The sequence below is a fragment of the Streptomyces gobitricini genome, assembly GCF_039532985.1.
Taxonomy (GTDB): domain Bacteria; phylum Actinomycetota; class Actinomycetes; order Streptomycetales; family Streptomycetaceae; genus Streptomyces; species Streptomyces gobitricini.
The window spans coordinates 121,910-139,343 of the sequence record NZ_BAAASR010000018.1 but is presented as its reverse complement, the minus strand read 5'-3'; the positions used below and the strand labels follow the sequence as shown (position 1 = coordinate 139,343).

24 protein-coding genes are annotated in these 17,434 nt (G+C 72.9%); 12 read left to right on the top strand and 12 right to left on the bottom strand.

The features are described 5' to 3' along the window. Positions 1–109 precede the first annotated feature (109 nt). Positions 110–610 (top strand): phospholipase A2, encoded by a 501-nt coding sequence (locus ABD347_RS16020; protein ID WP_344361561.1) that lies wholly within the window; start codon positions 110–112, stop codon positions 608–610. Positions 611–708: 98 nt separating this feature from the next. Here the strand turns inward: ABD347_RS16020 and ABD347_RS16015 are convergent, their stop codons facing one another. Further along, positions 709–1,254 (bottom strand): VanZ family protein, encoded by a 546-nt coding sequence (locus ABD347_RS16015; RefSeq protein ID WP_344362356.1) that lies wholly within the window; start codon positions 1,252–1,254, stop codon positions 709–711. A 170-nt stretch (positions 1,255–1,424) separates the two neighbouring features. Between ABD347_RS16015 and ABD347_RS16010 the strand changes: the two genes are divergently transcribed. Next, positions 1,425–1,613, top strand: coding sequence for a DUF6381 family protein (locus ABD347_RS16010; RefSeq protein ID WP_344361558.1), 189 nt, complete (start codon positions 1,425–1,427; stop codon positions 1,611–1,613). Between the two features lie 146 nt (positions 1,614–1,759). Here ABD347_RS16010 and ABD347_RS16005 read toward each other — a convergent pair whose 3' ends face one another. Beyond that, entirely contained in the window at positions 1,760–2,197 is a 438-nt protein-coding gene (locus tag ABD347_RS16005) for an Asp23/Gls24 family envelope stress response protein (RefSeq protein ID WP_344361555.1), read from the bottom strand. A gap of 283 nt (positions 2,198–2,480) precedes the next feature. Between ABD347_RS16005 and ABD347_RS16000 the strand changes: the two genes are divergently transcribed. From ABD347_RS16000 to ABD347_RS15990, 3 genes are all read left to right on the top strand, one after another. Further along, positions 2,481–2,684: a cold-shock protein gene (locus ABD347_RS16000; RefSeq protein ID WP_344361553.1), complete on the top strand. Its 204-nt coding sequence runs from the start codon at positions 2,481–2,483 to the stop codon at positions 2,682–2,684. A gap of 230 nt (positions 2,685–2,914) precedes the next feature. Further along, positions 2,915–3,286 carry a hypothetical protein gene (locus ABD347_RS15995; RefSeq protein WP_344361552.1) on the top strand — a complete coding sequence of 124 codons (372 nt, stop codon included), beginning with the start codon at positions 2,915–2,917 and terminating at the stop codon, positions 3,284–3,286. 39 nt (positions 3,287–3,325) lie between these two features. Beyond that, positions 3,326–3,673 (top strand): DUF6233 domain-containing protein, encoded by a 348-nt coding sequence (locus ABD347_RS15990; protein WP_344361549.1) that lies wholly within the window; start codon positions 3,326–3,328, stop codon positions 3,671–3,673. Positions 3,674–3,856: 183 nt separating this feature from the next. On the opposite strand, the gene ABD347_RS15985 is transcribed toward ABD347_RS15990, so the two are convergent. Next, positions 3,857–4,750, bottom strand: coding sequence for a S41 family peptidase (locus tag ABD347_RS15985; protein WP_344361546.1), 894 nt, complete (start codon positions 4,748–4,750; stop codon positions 3,857–3,859). A 128-nt stretch (positions 4,751–4,878) separates the two neighbouring features. Here ABD347_RS15985 and ABD347_RS15980 point away from each other — a divergent pair, with 128 nt between their 5' ends. Both ABD347_RS15980 and ABD347_RS15975 read left to right on the top strand, forming a co-directional pair. Further along, positions 4,879–5,382: an FBP domain-containing protein gene (locus ABD347_RS15980; protein WP_344361544.1), complete on the top strand. Its 504-nt coding sequence runs from the start codon at positions 4,879–4,881 to the stop codon at positions 5,380–5,382. Positions 5,383–5,479: 97 nt separating this feature from the next. Then, a complete protein-coding gene (locus tag ABD347_RS15975; RefSeq protein ID WP_344361541.1) occupies positions 5,480–5,773 on the top strand; it encodes a DUF3040 domain-containing protein in 294 nt (97 codons plus the stop codon). A gap of 235 nt (positions 5,774–6,008) precedes the next feature. On the opposite strand, the gene ABD347_RS15970 is transcribed toward ABD347_RS15975, so the two are convergent. Continuing rightward, the gene (locus ABD347_RS15970; RefSeq protein ID WP_344361538.1) at positions 6,009–6,431 is read right to left on the bottom strand and encodes an Hsp20/alpha crystallin family protein; all 423 of its coding nucleotides are present in this window, start codon (positions 6,429–6,431) and stop codon (positions 6,009–6,011) included. Positions 6,432–6,617: 186 nt separating this feature from the next. After that, positions 6,618–7,016, bottom strand: a complete 399-nt coding sequence (locus tag ABD347_RS15965; RefSeq protein ID WP_344361536.1) for a hypothetical protein — start codon at positions 7,014–7,016, stop codon at positions 6,618–6,620. Between the two features lie 129 nt (positions 7,017–7,145). Here ABD347_RS15965 and ABD347_RS15960 point away from each other — a divergent pair, with 129 nt between their 5' ends. Then, positions 7,146–8,555, top strand: coding sequence for an RtcB family protein (locus ABD347_RS15960; protein WP_344361533.1), 1,410 nt, complete (start codon positions 7,146–7,148; stop codon positions 8,553–8,555). Positions 8,556–8,581: 26 nt separating this feature from the next. Here the strand turns inward: ABD347_RS15960 and ABD347_RS15955 are convergent, their stop codons facing one another. Genes ABD347_RS15955 through ABD347_RS15940 form a run of 4 tightly spaced genes read right to left on the bottom strand, consistent with a single transcriptional unit; the run spans position 8,582 to position 11,744 of the window. Then, positions 8,582–9,037, bottom strand: coding sequence for an archease (locus ABD347_RS15955; RefSeq protein ID WP_344361531.1), 456 nt, complete (start codon positions 9,035–9,037; stop codon positions 8,582–8,584). Positions 9,038–9,088: 51 nt separating this feature from the next. Further along, complete coding sequence (locus ABD347_RS15950; RefSeq protein ID WP_344361529.1) at positions 9,089–10,882, bottom strand: IclR family transcriptional regulator domain-containing protein; 1,794 nt, start codon at positions 10,880–10,882, stop codon at positions 9,089–9,091. A 5-nt stretch (positions 10,883–10,887) separates the two neighbouring features. Then, entirely contained in the window at positions 10,888–11,481 is a 594-nt protein-coding gene (locus ABD347_RS15945) for an RNA polymerase sigma factor (RefSeq protein WP_344361526.1), read from the bottom strand. Further along, positions 11,478–11,744, bottom strand: a complete 267-nt coding sequence (locus tag ABD347_RS15940) for a hypothetical protein (protein WP_344361523.1) — start codon at positions 11,742–11,744, stop codon at positions 11,478–11,480. The genes ABD347_RS15945 and ABD347_RS15940 overlap by 4 nt, the downstream gene beginning before the upstream one ends. A 276-nt stretch (positions 11,745–12,020) precedes the next feature. Between ABD347_RS15940 and ABD347_RS15935 the strand changes: the two genes are divergently transcribed. The 3 genes from ABD347_RS15935 (at position 12,021) to pstS (ending at position 14,132) form a co-directional block, all read left to right on the top strand. Then, positions 12,021–12,206, top strand: a complete 186-nt coding sequence (locus ABD347_RS15935) for a hypothetical protein (protein ID WP_344361522.1) — start codon at positions 12,021–12,023, stop codon at positions 12,204–12,206. Positions 12,207–12,393: 187 nt separating this feature from the next. Continuing rightward, the gene (locus ABD347_RS15930) at positions 12,394–12,837 is read left to right on the top strand and encodes a MarR family winged helix-turn-helix transcriptional regulator (RefSeq protein ID WP_344361520.1); all 444 of its coding nucleotides are present in this window, start codon (positions 12,394–12,396) and stop codon (positions 12,835–12,837) included. Positions 12,838–13,058: 221 nt separating this feature from the next. Further along, positions 13,059–14,132, top strand: coding sequence for a phosphate ABC transporter substrate-binding protein PstS (gene pstS, locus ABD347_RS15925; RefSeq protein ID WP_344361518.1), 1,074 nt, complete (start codon positions 13,059–13,061; stop codon positions 14,130–14,132). A 109-nt stretch (positions 14,133–14,241) separates the two neighbouring features. Here pstS and ABD347_RS15920 read toward each other — a convergent pair whose 3' ends face one another. The 3 genes from ABD347_RS15920 to ABD347_RS15910 form a co-directional block, all read right to left on the bottom strand. Then, a complete protein-coding gene (locus tag ABD347_RS15920) occupies positions 14,242–14,511 on the bottom strand; it encodes a hypothetical protein (RefSeq protein ID WP_344361515.1) in 270 nt (89 codons plus the stop codon). Positions 14,512–14,871: 360 nt separating this feature from the next. Next, positions 14,872–15,243: an MmcQ/YjbR family DNA-binding protein gene (locus ABD347_RS15915; RefSeq protein WP_344361512.1), complete on the bottom strand. Its 372-nt coding sequence runs from the start codon at positions 15,241–15,243 to the stop codon at positions 14,872–14,874. A gap of 200 nt (positions 15,244–15,443) precedes the next feature. After that, positions 15,444–16,295: a hypothetical protein gene (locus tag ABD347_RS15910; RefSeq protein WP_344361510.1), complete on the bottom strand. Its 852-nt coding sequence runs from the start codon at positions 16,293–16,295 to the stop codon at positions 15,444–15,446. A gap of 204 nt (positions 16,296–16,499) precedes the next feature. Here ABD347_RS15910 and ABD347_RS15905 point away from each other — a divergent pair, with 204 nt between their 5' ends. Further along, on the top strand, positions 16,500–17,162 hold the full coding sequence (locus tag ABD347_RS15905; protein ID WP_344361508.1) for a maltokinase N-terminal cap-like domain-containing protein: 663 nt from the start codon (positions 16,500–16,502) through the stop codon (positions 17,160–17,162). Positions 17,163–17,434 lie beyond the last annotated feature (272 nt).

Sequence of the window (17,434 nt, the reverse complement as noted above, 5' to 3'; positions counted from 1 at the left end):
GCCAGTGGTCCGTGCCCCGTACAGGCGACTTTCAGCAACCTCGCAACCGGCTGATCGTTTGCACTCCTGGGCGTACCTCGTCGCCCACGACTGACTCCCAGGAGGCCCGATGCGCCGGAAGCTCTCGACGACCGTCGCCGCGCTCGCGTTCGCTACCACCACTGCCCTGAGCGGCGTCGTCGCCACGGCAGGCACCAGTGTCGCCGCCGGCACCGTACCCGTCCCCGTCGCGGACCCGGCCGTGCGGGAGGAGGCGGACAGGATCATGAACCTCACCTACCGCGACTTCGCCCGCACGCCGCGCGTCGAGCCGTTCAACTGGACGACGGACGGCTGCTCCGTACCCGTCGGATACGCCCCCTACAGCCAGGTGTTCCGCCCCGCCTGCGTGCAGCACGACTTCGGCTACCGGAACTACGGCGCCAACCACGAACTGAGGCTCAGCCCGACCCGCGAGACGAAGAACTGGATCGACAGCCAGTTCCGGACCGAGATGGAGCGGGTCTGCCAGGACACCTACGCCACCTACTTGGCGCATCTGAACTGCGTCAACGCGGCCCAGGCGTACCACGTGGCCGTCAGCTTCGGAGGCGACCGGGCGTTCTTCTGACCCACTTGGCCACCTGGTCGCCGGGCCGGCCGAGCACCTGAGTGCCTGACCGCCGGACCGAAGCGGCCCATCGGCCGGGCGGAGGCGTCCGCCGTGCGCTACCGCTCGGCCGGCGGGGTCTCCGGCCCCCCGGTGAAGCGGTGCCACCAGTGGTGACGCCTGGGGTGTACGGCCCTGCCGAGCCGGCGGCCGATCAACAGATAACCCAGCAACGCGCCCGTGGTGTTGAGCAGCACGTCATCGACGTCGAACGCCCGCCCGGTGATCAGAGCACCCTGGACGAGTTCGACCAGCAGCATCACCAGCGCGGTGACCACCGCGACGCGCAGCAGTCCGCGAGCGCGGGGCACCAGCACCGGCAGCAGCACGCCGAACGGGACACCGAGCAGGATGTTGCCACCGAGCTGCTTGACGGTGTCCCGGAAGGCGGGCTGTGAGAGGTAGTCGCGGATGGAGTCACCCGGCCGCAGGTTGGTGTGCGTCAACGACTCGGACGCGGCCGAGGGTTCCAGGGTCAGCCGGGCCAGTACCGCGGCGAAGGCCACCATCCCCGCGAAGGCCAACAGCATGGCCGCCACCCGGCCCCACCGGGGCGTTCCCCGCCGGTCCCGTACCGCCTTGTCGCGCAGTTGCGTCCGCGCCATCACACGCCCCCAACTCAGGTCGGTCTGCTCCACCTTCCGATACCCCCGACGGGGCGGGGCACGCGCCGGTGACGATGGGTGACCGCCCGGGATGCGGATGTGGGGAGGCTCTGTTTGGCTGATCTGGCCCCGCCTCGAGCGGCCTCACCCGAACGGAAGGCAGGATCCCCATGAGCATCGCGGACGAACCCGGCAACCGGATCAACCAGATGCGCGCCAAGGCGCAGGAGCTTGAGCAGGCGGCGGAACGCGCCACCGACCCGCACGACCGCCAGCGGCTGCGGGACAAGGCCCGTCGCCTCAAGGAGCAGAGCGAGCAGGAGCGCGGCATGGCCGGCGGGAACACCGACCCGATGTAGTGGCGCACCGCGCGGGCGACAGGGCAGGCAGCAGCGGCTTCCCACCGGCTGGTGCCTGCCTCTCCGCGTACGATCGCCGGGCGGGACCGGAGCCCCGCGGGCCGGAGCCCCTGCGGCCGGAGCCCCTGCGGGCCGGGGGGCCGGGGCTACTTGACGCGCCCCTCCGACGAGGACTCCTCCTCCTCGTCCTCCTCCTCGGGCAGGTGGACGTCGTCCACGGCGATGTTCACCTCGACGACTTCGAGGCCCGTCATGCGCTCCACCGCCTCGATGACGTTCTCGCGCACGTCACCGGCCACGTCCACGATGGCGACGCCGTACTCGACGACGAGTTCCAGATCGATGGCGCTCTGACGCTCACCGACCTCGACCTTGACGCCGCGCGTGACGCTCGCGCGTCCGCCCGGTACGCGGTCGCGCACCGCTCCCACGGTGCGGGCCAGGCCGCCGCCCAGAGCATGGACGCCGTCCACCTCTCTGGCCGCCATTCCGGCGATCTTGGCCACCACTCCGTCCGCGATGGTCGTCCTGCCCCGTTCCGCCGGGTCGGCAGTGGGGTTCTTCGAACCGCTCGGCTCCGTCATGGGGAAGCCACCTCCTCGGTGCGGAAGATCGGAGACATCCACTCATCCCAGCGTGCGCCCGGCGGACCACCCTCGCCACGCGGGGCGGCGGACGACACACGCCGGTCGTGTGCGCTGCGTAGCGGGACGAGCACTGTTCGGGTACGGTCGGAGGCAGAGAAGTCGTGGTTCCGAAGTCTGCGCCCGTGATCGCGATCACGGGCGTTTGTGCTGTCACACCCCATGTCGGGCCCGCACTCTCCGGGCCCGCACGGTGCGGGCCGTTCAGGTATAGGAGGCCGGTATGGCTACTGGAACGGTCAAGTGGTTCAACAGTGAGAAGGGCTTCGGCTTCATCGCCCAGGACGGCGGTGGACCGGATGTTTTCGCCCACTACTCCAACATCGCGGGGGCCGGGTACCGCGAGCTGCTGGAAGGTCAGAAGGTGACCTTCGACGTCGCCGAGGGGCGCAAGGGGCCGCAGGCCGAGAACATCGTCTCGGCCTGACGTCCGGCGGGCGTCCGGCCGGACGGCCACGGCTCGTGCGGCGGGACGGCCACACCCCATGCGAGGGGACGGCCACACCCCATGCGAGGGGACGGCCACGCTCCGTGCGGAGCGCGGTCCCTGATCCGGGCATCGGTGTGGTCGTCCCGCCGCCGCTCCTGTCGCGGGGCCGGGCATGGTCGTGGAGTACCGCCCGCCGTGGTGAATCGAACAGGCGTATGATTCTGGCCATGGCTGGAACTGACTTCCCCGAAGATCTGCGTGCCGCGCAGACCCGCCTGCACCAGGCGACCGCCGAGCTCGCCGTCCTCTGTCACAAGCTGCCCTGGAGCGTCGAGCCGGTGACCGGCCGGCCGGGCGCCGCGCGTGCGCGTACCGGGCAGGTCACCGCCGGCCGGCCGGAGGGCCCTGGCTGGACCGAGGAGGAGAAGGAAGCAGTCGCGCGCCTGCGAACGGAGTGTGTCGAGCTGTCCCTCCGGATCAGCACACACGCCTATTGGTACAAGGTCGAAGCCGAGGAGCGCGTACGGGCCCGCTCCGAGCTGAAGGCCGTCACGCGGCGGCCGGCGACGCCGCGGCATGACGTCGACGAAGCCGCCTGACCCCGTGCCCCCGCCGACGACGTCCGACAGGACAGGACCATGTCCGACCCACTGCCGTCCCCGTACCCGCCCGACGACGAGCGGCTGGCCGCCATCGAGGCGTACCTGACCGTGCAGATCATGCACGTCAGGCAGCAGCGCGCGGCGAAGGCCCGCCAGAGGGAGATCCAGCAGCGTACGGCTCCGCCGACCCCGCCGCCGTACCGCGTCCAGCGGAGCCTGGACGCCGGCCGTACACCGGTGAAGGTGCACATCGGGAACTGCGAGCTGGCCGGCCGAAGGGCGACCGGGGCGTCGGAGGAGACAGCGCGGCGGGCCCTTGCGGAGCAGGTGGAGGCGTGCCCGGTGTGCCGCCCCGACACCGAGCTGGGCATCATCGACGGCTGACGCCGGTCACCGGGCCGGCGCCGGTCGGGCCGATCGGGCCGGCCGGGAGCGGGCCGGTGCCGACCCACCGACGGCGGGCTCGCGCCCGCGAAGGACCGCGGCAGCACCCTCCGTACCCCTCGCGCCATGACCGACGAGACGGCCGAAGCCGAAACCGCCGTCCGGGATCCGGAGGTACGGGGCTCAGGCGCCGAGTGCGCGGAGTGCGGCCCGGTGCGCCGTCTCGAGAGCCTGGCCGGCGGGAACGGGTACGTCGGGGGCGACCCCGACGCCCTCCCAGTTGGTGCCGGTGACCGTGCTGACGGTGCGGGCGGTGGGGACGGTCACGAGGACGTGTTCGGACACCGGGTACCGGGCCGTGGGATGGGCACCGCCACGGGTCGTCTCGCCGTACACGGCGGCCCGGCCGTGGGCCTGGAGGGTGTACGCCACGTCCTCGCCGCCCGAGAAGGTGAGGGCGCTGGTCAGCACGTACACCGGCCGGTCCAGGTAGCGCGGGGCGGGGAGGTGGGCGGTGGTCCAGAACTGGCGGGTGGAGTCCGTGGAGCGGTCGTAGATGTCGTTGAGGTGCACCTGGTCGTCGGGGAAGAAGTAGCTGCACCACATCGCCGCGCCCTCCGGGGCGCCGCCCCGGCAGGCGCGAAGGTCGAGTATCAGGGCGGAGCTCAGGGCGACCAGCTCCATGGCCGCGCCGATGGCCCGGCCGCCCTCGTCCGCGTACGCGATGCGCCGGATGTCGATGAGCCCGATGTTTCCGTCCAGCCGCTCGAAGCGCCGGATGCCCTGGTTCTCCGCCCTCAGCAGTTCGAGGAAGGCCGACCGGCCCTCGTCATCGGTCGCCCGGTCCAGGTTCTGCGGCTCGTCCGTCCACAGCAGCCGGAGGTGCTTGTCCGGACAGACCTCCTGCATATGTGCGGTCACCGTCGCGCAGAGCGCGGGGCCCTCCAGGCCGTCGTAGTCTCCGGCATCCAGACGCTGCCGGATCGCGGTGTCGATGGACGTGGTCTTCCCGGGAAAGACGTATCCGGCCGTGATCCGGTCCAGGGCGCCGGCGATGATCTCTGCGTTCGTGGGCATGGCTGATCATGGTAGGACCCCAACACCCCCTGCACGCAGGGATTTACGGGCTGCGGGCATCCGGCGGGGTGGGGCGGCGGCCTTTATCGGGGTGCGCCTCGGCCGACCCATGCGTAGGGTCGACGCCCGTGGAACCGCTCAGTGAGAAACAGATCCGCTCGTCCTTCGTGAACTGCACCAAGGGCGAGGCCATGAGGCTGAAGCTGCCCGCCGGCTTCGCCGACCTTCCCTGGGAGGAGCTGGACTTTCTCGGGTGGGTGGATCCCGCCGCGCCGTTGAGGGCCCATCTCGTCCTGCCCCGCGCGGACGGCCCGCTGGGGATCACCTTGCGTGTTCCGGCGGTGGGGCGCACCAGCGCGGTGAAGTCCAGTCTCTGCCAGATATGCCTCACCGGACACGCCTCCTCCGGGGTCACCCTGCTCGCCGCCCCGCTGGCGGGGGCGCGAGGGCGTGAGGGCAACACGGTCGGCATCTACGTGTGCTCGGACCTCGCCTGTCCCCTGTACGTCCGCGGCAAGCGGCAGCCGAAGCTGCGCTCCGGGCGGTACGAGGAGTCCCTCACCGTAGAGGAGCGCGTCGCCCGCATGACGGGCAACCTGGACGCGTTCGCGGCCAAGGTCACCGCGGGCTGAGGACGCCCACGGGCCGCTGCGGGCGCAGTGAGGGAGAATAGGAGCATGGGGAGCAACCCTCCCGCGCGTGACTCCTTCCCATGAAGCAGGTGCTGCCATGGAACGCGAGCCGGAAGGGCGCATCATCGAGTGGATCGAGCGGGGGCTCACCAGCGACGATCCCGAGCTCGCCGCCCGGATGGACACGCTCAACGCCCAGTTCTCCGGGTCCGGGGAGGACCGGGGTGGCGACGCGGCCCCGGCGAAACCCAAGCGGAGCCGTCGCGCCAGGGCCACACTGATCGTGGTCGTCATCGCCCTGGTGGGGCTGCTCCTCACGGCGGTCCTCAACGCGTCGTCGAACGAGACGCCGGCCCCGCCCAGCGGTCTCACCCCGGCCGTGTCCCTGTGACCGGCCCAGTGCCCCGGGCCCTCGTGCGGCGCGGCCCGGTCCCGGTCGCGGTAGACCGGTCCCCGACGGGGCGGGGCGCGAGGCGTACGGACCCGGACGCACACGCCCTGGCCGGCCGCCAAGAGGACGGCCGGCCAGGGCGACGGGGCCGCAGAGGTGTCCTTTCCGCGTCGGCCACGTAGGGGTGCGGCGCCAGGCGGGCGCACCTCCGCGCGGGCTTCCCCGCCGGAGGAGGTCAGGACACCAGCTCCTTGCGGTCGCCGCTGACGATCTCGATCCTGCGCGGCTTCGCCTGCTCGGCGACCGGGATGCGCAGGCTCAGCACTCCCGCGTCGTACGTCGCCTCGATGTGCTCCGTGTCCAGGTTCTCCCCCAGGAAGACCTGCCGGGTGAAGGTGCCGGTGGGCCGCTCCGAGATCACCGGCTCGATGCCCTCCCCGCCGGTTACGGGCTTGCGCTCGGCCTGGACGGTCAGCACGTTCCGTTCGACCTTCAGGTCCACCGTGTCGGGATCGACGCCCGGCAGGTCGAACATGACCCGCACCGAGCCGTCCTCGCGCCAGGCGTCCATGGGCATGGCCGCGGGCCGACGCGTGCCGTCGAAGAGCTGCTGAGTAAAGCGGTCCAGCTCACGGAAGGGATCCGTCCGCATCAGCATCGAGTCATCGCCTCCTCGTGTTCGTCATCCGTAGCCGTCCAGACGCGGCTGGTCGGCTTGCTCGACATCTATATAGCTCGCACCAGACAAGTTGACAAGTGCAGGCTCAACTTTTGTGCTTGCTCGCCGGAGTCGCCCTCCCCGCGGGGAGGGCGTCCCCCGTCCGTCACGGCCCCGGCGCGGCTGCTACGACGGCCGGTCCGCGAGGCCGTCCAGTACGCGCATGGCCTCGGAGTGGGCGCTCATCCGACCGCTCACGCTGCCGCTGGTGAACAGCATCGCCCCGGCGAGCGAGACCGGGATCGACAGGCCGAGCACCGCCAAGGCCTCCGGCCAGTCCCGCTCGTTCTCGCACCATTCGCCGCGCCGCACCCCGTCGTTGGCCGTATCGCCGTCGGTGAGCAACCGCGACTCGCACTCCTCCGGGTAACGGTCGTCGGGCGTCCGGTCGACCTCGTACGGCATGAGCAGCAGCACCGCGCACCACGTCCACAGCAGACCGGCCACCGACAACAGCCCGGCGCCCCAGGCGCGTACACGCCGGGCCCGATCGCGGAAGTCCAGGTCATAGTCATGTGATCGCATGGCACAGGAAGCTAGCAGTCACCCGGTGGGGCCCCGCGCGCCCGGGACGCGGCGCATGGTGTTTGTCCGGGACGGCGCGGGAAACACGGCAGGCGGTGCGGGGGACATCGGCCGCTCCGGGAGGCTGCGATGGAGTACGTGGAAGAGGGCCCCTACCGATTCCGTATCGCCCGCCGGGGGACCATGCGGGTGCCGGGCCTGGTGTTCGCGTCCCGGCAACTGCTGCGGGACGCGGAGAAATCACTGCGACAGGTCGTCGACGTGGCGACCCTGCCGGGCATCGTGGACGCCTCGTACGCCATGCCCGACATCCACTGGGGCTACGGCTTCCCCATCGGGGGAGTGGCCGCCACCGATGTGGACGACGGTGGCGTGGTCTCGCCCGGTGGCGTCGGGTTCGACATCTCCTGCGGAGTGCGGCTGCTCGCGGCCGACTGCGACCGGCGGACCCTGGATCCCGTGCTGCACTCGCTCATGGACGGCCTCGGCCACGTCGTCCCGCGCGGCGCCGGACCGGGCGGGGTCTGGCCGGTGACCGGTCGTGAGCTGGAACGAATCCTCCGGGGCGGCTCCCGGTACGCGGTGGAGGAGGGCCACGGGGAGGAGCGGGACCTGCGGCGCTGCGAGGACGGCGGGGCGGTCTCCGACGCGGACGCGGGCCAGGTCGACGCGCGGGCCCGGGAGCGGGGACTCGGCCAGGTCGGCAGCCTCGGGTCGGGGAACCACTTCCTGGAGGTGCAGCAGGTCACCGAGGTCTACGACGAGCCCGTCGCCGCCGCGTTCGGGCTCGCGGCCGACCAGGTGTGTGTGATGATCCATTGTGGCTCCCGGGGGCTCGGGCACCAGATCTGCTCCGACCACGTGCGGATGATGGACAAGGCCATGGCCCGGTACGGGATCACCGTGCCGGACCGGCAGCTGGCGTGCGCGCCGGCCGACTCGCCGGAGGGCCGTGCCTACCTGGGCGCGATGGCCGCCGCGGCCAACTACGGCCGCGCCAACCGGCAGCTGCTCGCGGAGGCCGCCCGCCGGGTGTTCCGGCGTGAGGCGGGCGCCCGCCTCACGCTGGTGTACGACGTGTCCCACAACCTCGCCAAGGTCGAGACCCACGCGGTGGACGGCGTGCCGCGCCGCCTGTGCGTGCATCGCAAGGGGGCCACCCGGGCGTTCCCGCCCGGCCACCCCGAACTGCCCGAGGACCTGCGGTCCGTGGGCCAGCCGGTGCTCATCCCCGGCACCATGGGGACCGCCTCGTACGTCCTCACCGGCGTTCCCGGCGGCGGCGCCTTCCACTCCACCTGTCACGGGGCGGGCCGGGTGATGAGCCGCCACCAGGCCGCCCGCACCATCGGCGGCGAGCAGCTGCGGGCGCGGCTCGAGGAGGACGGTGTCGCGGTGCGCCCGCTGTCGTGGCGCGGCCTCGCGGAGGAGACCCCCGAGGCGTACAAGGACGTCACCGAGGTGGTGGCGGCGAGCGAGGGCGCGGGACTGTGCCGGAAGGTGGCCCGCCTCGTCCCCCTCGGCGTGGTCAAGGGATGACCGGCGCGGCCGCCCGCCGGAAGCGCTCAGACGTCGACCGTCACCGCGCACGACCAGCCGTAGGGGCCCGGGGCCAGACGCAGCTCGTGCCAGGAGACGGCCTTCGGAACGGCACCGATGACCGGCACCGACCGCACGTCCGTCACCGCCATGCGCACGTCCAGCCCGCCCTCCACCGCCTCCACCTCGACGTCCACCGGCACGTCACCGTCCACCTCCAGCCGGAAGACCACCTCGTCCAGCAGCGCGGCCAGCAGGTCGTCGTCGCTGCACTCGGCCACCTGCACCTGCCGTACGGCGGTCGCCCGCTGCCCCGAGAGGTCGGCGAAGCACTCGACCATGCCCAGCACCGCCTCCACCAGGCACTGCTCCCGGCTCGCACCCCACGCCTCGACGCGCACGTCAGCGGTGTGCGGCACCGTCCGATGCCCGTTCGCCCCGGGGCGGCGGACCCGTGCGTCGTCGTCCGTGTCACCGGCCATGCCGACCGCGTGCCCGCTCGCCCCGCCCGCATGCCTCCCGAGCGCCACCGGTTACTCCGCGGGGAGCGGGACGCCCGTGCGGACGAAGGCCTCCGTACCCTCGTCGCCCCGCCCCGTGCCGGGGTCGTGTCCCGGCGGGTCCTCCGCGAGGAGCCCCTGACCCGTGCCGGGGTCGCACCGCGGGGGGTCCTCCGCGAGGAGCAGGGTCGCCAGAAGGGTCGCCGAGCGATTGCTCAGGGCATCGGCCGCTTCGAGCAGCCGGTGCTGCTGCGTCACGGGCAGGGACAGCGCCACGCACCCCGCGCGGCCGGCGACGGTGAGCGGGAAGGCGACGCAGACCTCGTCGTTGGAGTACTCGAGCAGGTCGAACTGGGCCGCCTGCGGCCCGTGGTGGTCGAGGGCGTGGAACAAATGGCGGAGATCCGTGATGGTGCGCGGCGTCAGAGGGACGGGCCGGCGCCGGTCGAGGTGGTCCATGCGGTCCTCGAAGTCCAGCTGCGCCAGCAGACTCTTGCCGACGGCGCTGGCGTGCGCGGCCTCGCGGAAGGGCACCCACTCGCGCACCGCCGGGGCGCCCGGTCCGGCCGCGTACTGACTGATGCGCACCTCGCCGTCCGTGTAGCGGCTCACGTACACCGCCGCCCCCACCCTGTCCCGGAGTTCGGAGAGGATCTCCCGCAGGGCGCTCTCGCGTTCGGCGCCCTTGTGCTCGGCCCAGACGCGAAGGAGCGGGCCCGCCGTGTACGCGCCGGGCTCCGGAACCGCCACCAGGCGCTGCTCGGACAGCCAGGCCAGCAGGCGTTCCAGCGCTGACGTCTCCACGCCGGTGCCCCGGGCGATCTGGACGGCGCTCATCGGCCCGTCCGCGCCGCCGATGGTGTGGAGCACGTCCAGTACGCGCATGGCCTGCTGCCACCGCTGGGCCGACTCGTGCGCCGACGGCACCTGCTGGGCGAGACCGGCCAGGGACGGGGGCCGCATCGGCGACGGTGTCCACAGGCGGCTGCGCCCGTCGGGGCCGCCGGGCACCCAGAGGCCACCGGCAGGGCGGAGCGCGGGCGCGGGCGCGGGTGCGACGGGCCGCGCCGCCGGGCCCGCCCCGGTGCCAGGCGCCATGCCCGGCGCCGCTGGGGCCTGGCCGGAGGCGGGGGGCGCCACCGCGGGGCCGGGTGGCGGGGGCGCCACCGCGGGGCGGCCGGGCCGGTCGCCTTCCGCCGCGGGGTCCGACGCGTCCGCCGCGGCGGCCCGGCCATGTACAGGGCGCGAACCGGAGCCGGGCCCGGCCGCACCGGCCTCCGGACGCGTGCCTCCGGCCGGGGGCACGGCCGCCGGCGACGCGGTGAGCGGCCGTCCGAGGGCGGCACGGACCTCACCGGCGAACTCCGGGTCCTGTGCCGGCGCCTTTGCCTCCGTCCCCGTCCCCGTCCCCGCCCCCGCCTCACGGGCCGTGGGCGGACCGAGCATGGCCCGGGCGTCACCGTGGCCGAGCCGCGCCGCCTCGGCCACGAGGAACTCGGCATCCTCGCGACCCTCGCTCCCGAACCGGCGGTGGACGACGACCGCCAGACGGAACAGCGCTCCGGGATGGCCCTCTTCACCGGCCCGGCCCAGCCAGTCCGCCGCCGCTGCCAGCTCACCGCGGCGCAGCGCCTTGGTGCCCAGCCGGTAGAAGGAGTTCGCCAGGGCCCGCTCCTCCTCCGCCTCACCGTGCGGAGCGCGACCGCACGTGCCGTACGGACGGTCCCAGAAGTCCCTCGCCCCCTCCAACTCCCGCAGCAACTCGGTGAGCCCGGCCGGAACCGGCGGTTCCGAGCGCTCGCCCCGGGGAGCGTCGTCCCTGCTCACATCACTCACCTGATTCCCTTTCCGTGCACCGCCGTGTCCTTCCGCCGCTGAGGGCGGCAATGCCGTCCGAGCCTGCGCCGCAGCTCGACGATCGCGTTGTGCCGCTGGACCCGTAGGTTCTCCAGCGATATGCCGAGTGCTTCGGCGATCTCGCCGTCCTCCAGCCCCCGGGCCTGCAACTCGACGATCCGCCTCCGCGACCCGGGTGCCATCTCCTCGATGGCGGGTACGACCAGTTCGTGCAAGACCCGCAGGTCACCGGTCGCGACGGGCGACCGCCGCTCCTGGAGGCGGGCCAGTACGGTGTCCGCCACCAGCACCGACCGTTCCCTGCGGAACGTGCTGACGGCCAGGTTGTGCGCGGCGCCCAGCAGGTACGCCATCAGGTGCTCGCCGGGAACGGCCCGCCCCGTGACACACGCGCGGGCGACCCGCAAGAACGCCTCCTGTGCGACGTCCTGGCCCTGGACCAGCGAGATGCGGAAGGTCCTGCGCAGGGCGTACGGCGCTCGCTCGATGTACGCCGGATAGATCTCCAGCAGCCGCTGACCGAGGCTCCCCCGCAGCCGGAGTGGTTCGTCGGGCGGTACGTCGCTCACCACAGGCCGCTCTCCTCGCGACGCCCGTCCGGTACCGGCCTCGCCGTCCAGACGGTCAGCACGCTGCCGTCGGCCGCCTCGTACCGCACCGCCCATGGCAGGCACCCGCACGGCCGCGGCTCCGTTCCGTGGCCCGTGCCGATGCCCGCACCCGGCGTGTGCCGGGCCGGCCGCCTCCAGCGCAGGCGCCGTACGGCGCCCAGCGCCTGGACGGCACCCGACGCGGCCGTGACCCATCCGACCCAGTCCAGGGACGACGTCATGCAAGGGCTCCCGATCTTCCGTGAGAGGGCGCGGCGCGGATTGCGCCGTCACCTCTGGACGCCTCGGCGGGCGGGGACATTAACGCGTGACCACAAGAGGGTCGAAGGTGAACGAACGGGAGCCGGTCGTGACGCCGATCGTTCGGATTAGCACTGGAGTCGACCGTCCGGCTGTCGGGCCGTCCGGTTGGCCGTCGGGCCGTCGGGCCGTCGGGGGCCGTCGGGCCGTCCGGCTGTCGGGTCGCGGAGCGGGGAGCGGCGTCGTAGACAGATGTCATGAGCGAGGAGAAGACGTCGTGGCATCCCGGTGAGATCGTCCCCGCGAGCGGGATCTACCAGTGCGACTGCGGAGCGGGCCACCACTGGAGCACGGACGTGAAGGGGCACCGCTTTCCGCCTCTGCCCGCCGGCTGCACGGGGGGCTCCTGGTCGGTGAAGACGGAGACGCACCCGGACGACTGAACCGGACGGCGGTGGGCGAGCGCCTCCGCGTGGGCCTGCCCCGCCGCCGCGCCGTCACGAAAGCGCCCCTGGGCGGCCGGCCGCGGCCCACCGCGCCCGGTCGTGCCGCGGCGGGCGCGGTGACGGGCCGTGAGGTGTTGTCGCCGGTGGCACGGCTATGCTCGGATCCCCCGCCATCCGAGGAGCCATGACCACCCCCGCACGGAACCTGCCCCAGCTGCTGATCGAGGCCAAGCGCTGGTTCGACGAGGCGTTGCAGGAGAGCATGCGGGCCGCCGGAGAGCAGCCCGTGACGGCCGCCCAGGGCGCGGTGTTCGCCACCCTGGACGACGAGGGCACCACGATCGCCGAACTCGCCCGCAGGATCGGCGTCACCCGCCAGACGGCCCACCAGGCCGTCCACGGCCTCATCGGGATGGGACTGCTGGAGCAGATTCCCGACCCCGCCTCGGCCCGCAACCGCCTGATCCGCACCACTGCCGAAGGCGCCCGCGTCCACCGCCGTGCCCTGGCCACACTCGACGTTCTCGAGGACCACCTGGCGGGGCGCATCGGCCGGGACGCCACCACCTGCCTGCGAGAAGCCCTGGCAGCCCCCTGGGGCGACCCGCCCGCGGTCCGGGCGCCCTGACGCCCCGGGTGAACTCTCCTCCGGCGCTTGGTCAAAGGCGCGACGGTCACCGCCGGGGGGGCCAGTACGTCGCCCGAAGGACAGCGTCCGTTCGTCGGCACGACACCATCGGACCGCACACATGGGCAAGCATCGATGTTCCCGCCTTCGGAGAGGAACGACAGGTGCAGCGTCGACGGGCACATCGCGTACGTCCGGTGGGAACGAACACGGCGGCGGCCATGGCAGCGGCAGCGGGCGCCCTGCTGCTGTCCGCCTGCGGCACCACCACCGTCACCGACGACGGTCCCGCCCCCGCGCGCACGAGCAGCATCGCGTGCGCGCAGCGGGGCCAACTGGCAGCGTCCGGTTCCAGCGCTCAGCAGAACGCGATGAAGCACTGGATGCGCGAGTACCAGAAGGCCTGCCCAGGGGTCCAGATCCGCTACGTGCCCATCGGTTCGGGCGGAGGCGTCGCCCAGTTCCTGCGCGGTGCCACCGTGATAGGAGGAACCGACAGCCCGCTGAACGCCGACGAGGTCGCGCGTTCCCGTGAGGTGTGCCGGGGCGGCAGGGCCATCGATCTGCCGATGGTCGGCGGGCCCGTCGCCATCGGGTACAACCTCTCCGGAGTGCGGGACGTCGTCCTCGACGCCCCCACCCTCGCGAAGATCTTCGACTCGAAGATCACCATGTGGAACGCGCCCGAGATCCGGCGCCTCAACCCGGGCACCGACTTCCCCGCCAAGCCCATCAGCACGGTCCACCGCTCCGACGAGTCGGGCACCACCCAGAACCTGAACGCCTACCTCGCCGGCGCCGCGCCCGACGCATGGCCGTACCCACAGGCCAAGGCCTGGCAGGCCAAGGGCGGCCAGTCGGCAGCCGGCTCCAACGGCGTGGCGTCCCGGGTGCAGGTCACCGACGGTGCCATCGGCTACTTCGAGCTGTCCTTCGCCAAGGCGAAAGGCCTCCCGACGGTGAGGCTCGACACCGGCGCGCCGGAACCCGTCGCCGTCTCCGCCCAGACGGCCTCGGCGGGTATCGCCGCCGCCCGGGTGAAGGGCACGGGCCACGACATGACGCTGGCCTTCGATTACCGGACCCGGGCCGGCGGCGCGTACCCGATCGTCCTCGTCACGTACGAGATCGTCTGTGACAGCGGCAACCAGGCGGAGGTGCTGCCCGCTCTGAAGTCCTTCCTGACCTACACGGCGAGCGCGGAGGGACAGAAGGACCTCTCCCGGATCCACTACGCCCCTCTGCCGGACGAAGTGGCCGCCCGTGTACGGCAGGTCGTCAGCGGTCTGTCCTGAGCGCCCGGCCCGTCCCGACCGGCGGACCGGCGGACCGGCGGCGCCCGGCGGAGGCACCGGACCGACAGGTCCTGTCACCGCGCGCGGGGGAGGGGCGCCGGCCCCGGGGTCACGGACTGTCGCCCGTCCAGTCCCACCGGGCGGGGTCGCTCGGACGGCGCCGGTAGTGCGTACGGCCACCGGGGCCGTACCGCCCTATCTCCGTGGGCAGCCGGGCCTCTTCGGCGAGCCGGCTCCCACTCCATCCCGTGACGTCGAGGAGAAGCCCGTCGAGGGGACCGCCCACCAGCTCGCCGTAGACCCGGCCGGGACGCGGACCGGGGTCGGGGTCGTCGTGGTCGGCGCCATAGACCCGGCGCCTGAGGATGCTGTCGTCCATGCCGATCAGCTTCACATCCGGCACTGACAACGGGAGGCGCTCGGCCTCCGGCACGGGCCTCAGCGGCCCACGGACCGGCCGCCATGGTCGTGGAGCCCCCGCGCATCCGCGCCGAAGGCCGACGGTGCCGGCCGCGGACCTGCCTCCGGAGAGGGAAGCGGCCAGCACGCCGGACAAGGTGCCGCGCAGGGGGGGGCGACGTTCATCTCCCGTGCGGATCCGCTGCGGCCACGGAGCACCGATCAGCACGTCGCGGACGAGGCACGGGGCGGTTCGCGAACTGGGCGCCACCCCGTCGCGCTGATCGACCACGACGCCGGCCCTGACGGCACCGAGGCCGTGGGTGATCGGAGCCGCCGCTCATCGAGGGCCGCCGGCGCCCGCGCCCGGGCTCAGGTCGGGGTGCCGCTCCGTGAGCCGGTCCGGGGCCGCCTGTCTCCAGGAGTCGACGAGGATGTCGCGCAGTTCCTCCTGGTCCTCCAGAGCGGCGAGCCGCACCCGGACCCATGCCGAACTCGCCTCGTGCGGCGGCACCCAGAACTTCTCCGGCTCGGCGGCGATCAGCTCCGCGCGCTCGATCTTCGGGCAGCGCACCGCGAAGGACGTCTGATCGTCGGGGACCGTGACAAACATCTTCCCGGCCACCCGGAAGGTGGGCATGTTCCACGCCTCCTTCTCCACGGTCTCGGGGAAGGAGAGCGCGATCCGGCGGACGTCATCAGCGTCGATCATGATTGCCACGGTAACCAGTGCCACTGACACACAGCTCTCCAGGCGCCCTCCTCCCCGGTCCAGCGGCCGTCCGGTGGAGCCGTACCCGTCGAGCGGCCGTCCGGTGACCCGGCCCCGGCGCGGCCGGGATGCCGGCGTCCCGGCGGCGCCGGCACCGCCGGCCACCCGCCTGTACCGGCTCGCTGCCGCTCGGCCCGGCGTCAGCCGGTCCGCACGGCTGTGACCGTGAACCGCTCGACCTCGGCGATGTGCCCGCCGGTCGTGGCCACCACCGTCAGGACCGCGTCCTTCGCACCCTTGAAGGAGACCGAGGTCGACCACGGCCGGCCGGAGCCGCCCGCGGGCGTGCAACACGACTCGCCCAGCGGTGCCTCGGACGACGGCTGACGCACCTTTACCCGGATGCTCTCGTCCACACCGCTGATCCGCCCGCCGACGGTCATGGGGGAGCGGGCCACCGATCCGTACGCGGGCCGGGTCAGAGTGAACGTGGCGTCGTCGGTGCCCACGACCACCCAGGGCGCGTCGCGGCCGGTGCCGTACCGCGCGAGGTGGACGACCGCCGCGCTGCCCGAATCCTCGTGCACGCTCAGGCCCACACCGATACGGGCACGCGTCGCGTCGATCGACCGCGAGGTGACACGGTCGATCTCCGAGAAGCCCAAATAGCCGCGGGTGAACGACAGCGCGGTCTGCTCCGGGTCCAGGTGCCACGGTTGATGGCCGCCCGCACGGTGCTCACGCTGCCACGCCTGCGCCTGGCCGAGCGTGGTGAAGGGCCAGATCGGTTGGAGGCGTCCCAGGCCGGTGGCGGGCTCGCTGCCGCCCGGCCCCGGGGCGGTGGACGTGTCGGGTGCCGGTGTGGCCCGCGTCGACGACGGATCCCCGCTCGGTACGGGTGCCGACGACGGCGACAGCGACGGAGCGGGCGGTCTCGGCGCGGCCGACGTCGTCGGCGCGTCCTGACGCCCGTCCGTACCGCTGCAGGCGAGCAGCGACAAGCCGGTCGCGAGCGCGACACCGATGAGGCGGAAGCGGAGCCAGTCGTTCATTGCTGCCCCAGGGAACGAGTACCGACGGTCGACACTGTTCGTCCGCCCATCGTGCCACGACACCGCCCCACTTCCCAGGGCGCCTGCCGCCCCTGGGACACGGGTACCGCTGCGGGGCTGGAGTGCGCCAAGTAGCCTGACGGGTATTCGGTGTTCGTACGTACCGGCGGGACGGGCACAGTGACACGGGAGGACCACGAAGGCATGGCTGTCGTTCACCGGACCACGATGACCCCGGGCAAGCTGGAACTGCTGGCGTCCTGGCTGCCCACGCGCCCGTGGTACGTCTCGACGGGGAACGCCCCGGCGCTTTCCCATGCGGGCGGCTTCCGGCTCGACGACCCGGAGGGCGAGGTGGGCGTCGAGTTCATGGTGGTCACCGACGAGTCCGGCGACCGGCCGGTCACGTACCACGTCCCGCTCACCTACCGGGGCGCCCCGATCGAGGAGCCTCACGAGGACGACGGGGCCGCACTCGTCGGCACGTCCGAGCACGGGGTGCTGGGGCGGCGCTGGGTCTACGACGGCACCGGCGACCCGGTCATGGTCGCCCAGCTCCTCGCCCTCCTCCAGGGCCACGCGCAGCCGCAGGCGCAGAGCGAGTCCGACACCCCCGACCGCTCCGTCGTCCGGCACGGCGCCGCCCGCCCCCTTTCGTCGCCGACCGGTCCGAGCACCGTCGCCGAGACCCCTGAGGGCACCGCCGTCACCATCCCCACGGACACCGGCCCGTCGACCCTCACGGTGGTCCGCGTCCTCCGGCCCTCCGCTCCCAACCCCGAGCACACCTGCGTCACCGCCCCCTGGCGTCTCCCGGACGGCACCGAACACCGCACGCCCCTCGCCACCTTGCGCACCGAGTCCTAGCGGTCGGCCCTCTACCGGGCGCCGCCCCGCCGCCCCGCCCCGCCGCCCGCCGGGTGCCGTCCCCGGGTCGGGGCGGTCGAGGAAGCGGGCTCCCCCGGCCCCGACCCGGCCCGCCACCTGGCCGTGGCCCCGAGACCCGCACAGGGAACGGACCGGATCCGTGCGGCACCGACGGGCAGCCCGTGCAGCTCCCCGTCGGCTTCCGGGAGACCTGCCGTTCCCTCCCGTCATTCCAGGACCCCGTCGCGGTCGACGTCGAGGCACTCGGACGA

Bases quoted from the DNA above. Each gene is read 5' to 3' on its own strand.
- ABD347_RS16020 (WP_344361561.1), top strand. From the start codon at position 110: ATGCGCCGGAAGCTCTCGACGACCGTCGCCGCGCTCGCGTTCGCTACC.
- ABD347_RS16015 (WP_344362356.1), bottom strand. From the start codon at position 1,254: ATGGCGCGGACGCAACTGCGCGACAAGGCGGTACGGGACCGGCGGGGA.
- ABD347_RS16010 (WP_344361558.1), top strand. From the start codon at position 1,425: ATGAGCATCGCGGACGAACCCGGCAACCGGATCAACCAGATGCGCGCC.
- ABD347_RS16005 (WP_344361555.1), bottom strand. From the start codon at position 2,197: ATGACGGAGCCGAGCGGTTCGAAGAACCCCACTGCCGACCCGGCGGAA.
- ABD347_RS16000 (WP_344361553.1), top strand. From the start codon at position 2,481: ATGGCTACTGGAACGGTCAAGTGGTTCAACAGTGAGAAGGGCTTCGGC.
- ABD347_RS15995 (WP_344361552.1), top strand. From the start codon at position 2,915: ATGGCTGGAACTGACTTCCCCGAAGATCTGCGTGCCGCGCAGACCCGC.
- ABD347_RS15990 (WP_344361549.1), top strand. From the start codon at position 3,326: ATGTCCGACCCACTGCCGTCCCCGTACCCGCCCGACGACGAGCGGCTG.
- ABD347_RS15985 (WP_344361546.1), bottom strand. From the start codon at position 4,750: ATGCCCACGAACGCAGAGATCATCGCCGGCGCCCTGGACCGGATCACG.
- ABD347_RS15975 (WP_344361541.1), top strand. From the start codon at position 5,480: ATGGAACGCGAGCCGGAAGGGCGCATCATCGAGTGGATCGAGCGGGGG.
- ABD347_RS15970 (WP_344361538.1), bottom strand. From the start codon at position 6,431: ATGCTGATGCGGACGGATCCCTTCCGTGAGCTGGACCGCTTTACTCAG.
- ABD347_RS15965 (WP_344361536.1), bottom strand. From the start codon at position 7,016: ATGCGATCACATGACTATGACCTGGACTTCCGCGATCGGGCCCGGCGT.
- ABD347_RS15960 (WP_344361533.1), top strand. From the start codon at position 7,146: ATGGAGTACGTGGAAGAGGGCCCCTACCGATTCCGTATCGCCCGCCGG.
- ABD347_RS15955 (WP_344361531.1), bottom strand. From the start codon at position 9,037: ATGGCCGGTGACACGGACGACGACGCACGGGTCCGCCGCCCCGGGGCG.
- ABD347_RS15940 (WP_344361523.1), bottom strand. From the start codon at position 11,744: ATGACGTCGTCCCTGGACTGGGTCGGATGGGTCACGGCCGCGTCGGGT.
- ABD347_RS15935 (WP_344361522.1), top strand. From the start codon at position 12,021: ATGAGCGAGGAGAAGACGTCGTGGCATCCCGGTGAGATCGTCCCCGCG.
- ABD347_RS15930 (WP_344361520.1), top strand. From the start codon at position 12,394: ATGACCACCCCCGCACGGAACCTGCCCCAGCTGCTGATCGAGGCCAAG.
- pstS (WP_344361518.1), top strand. From the start codon at position 13,059: ATGGCAGCGGCAGCGGGCGCCCTGCTGCTGTCCGCCTGCGGCACCACC.
- ABD347_RS15920 (WP_344361515.1), bottom strand. From the start codon at position 14,511: ATGGACGACAGCATCCTCAGGCGCCGGGTCTATGGCGCCGACCACGAC.
- ABD347_RS15915 (WP_344361512.1), bottom strand. From the start codon at position 15,243: ATGATCGACGCTGATGACGTCCGCCGGATCGCGCTCTCCTTCCCCGAG.
- ABD347_RS15910 (WP_344361510.1), bottom strand. From the start codon at position 16,295: ATGAACGACTGGCTCCGCTTCCGCCTCATCGGTGTCGCGCTCGCGACC.
- ABD347_RS15905 (WP_344361508.1), top strand. From the start codon at position 16,500: ATGGCTGTCGTTCACCGGACCACGATGACCCCGGGCAAGCTGGAACTG.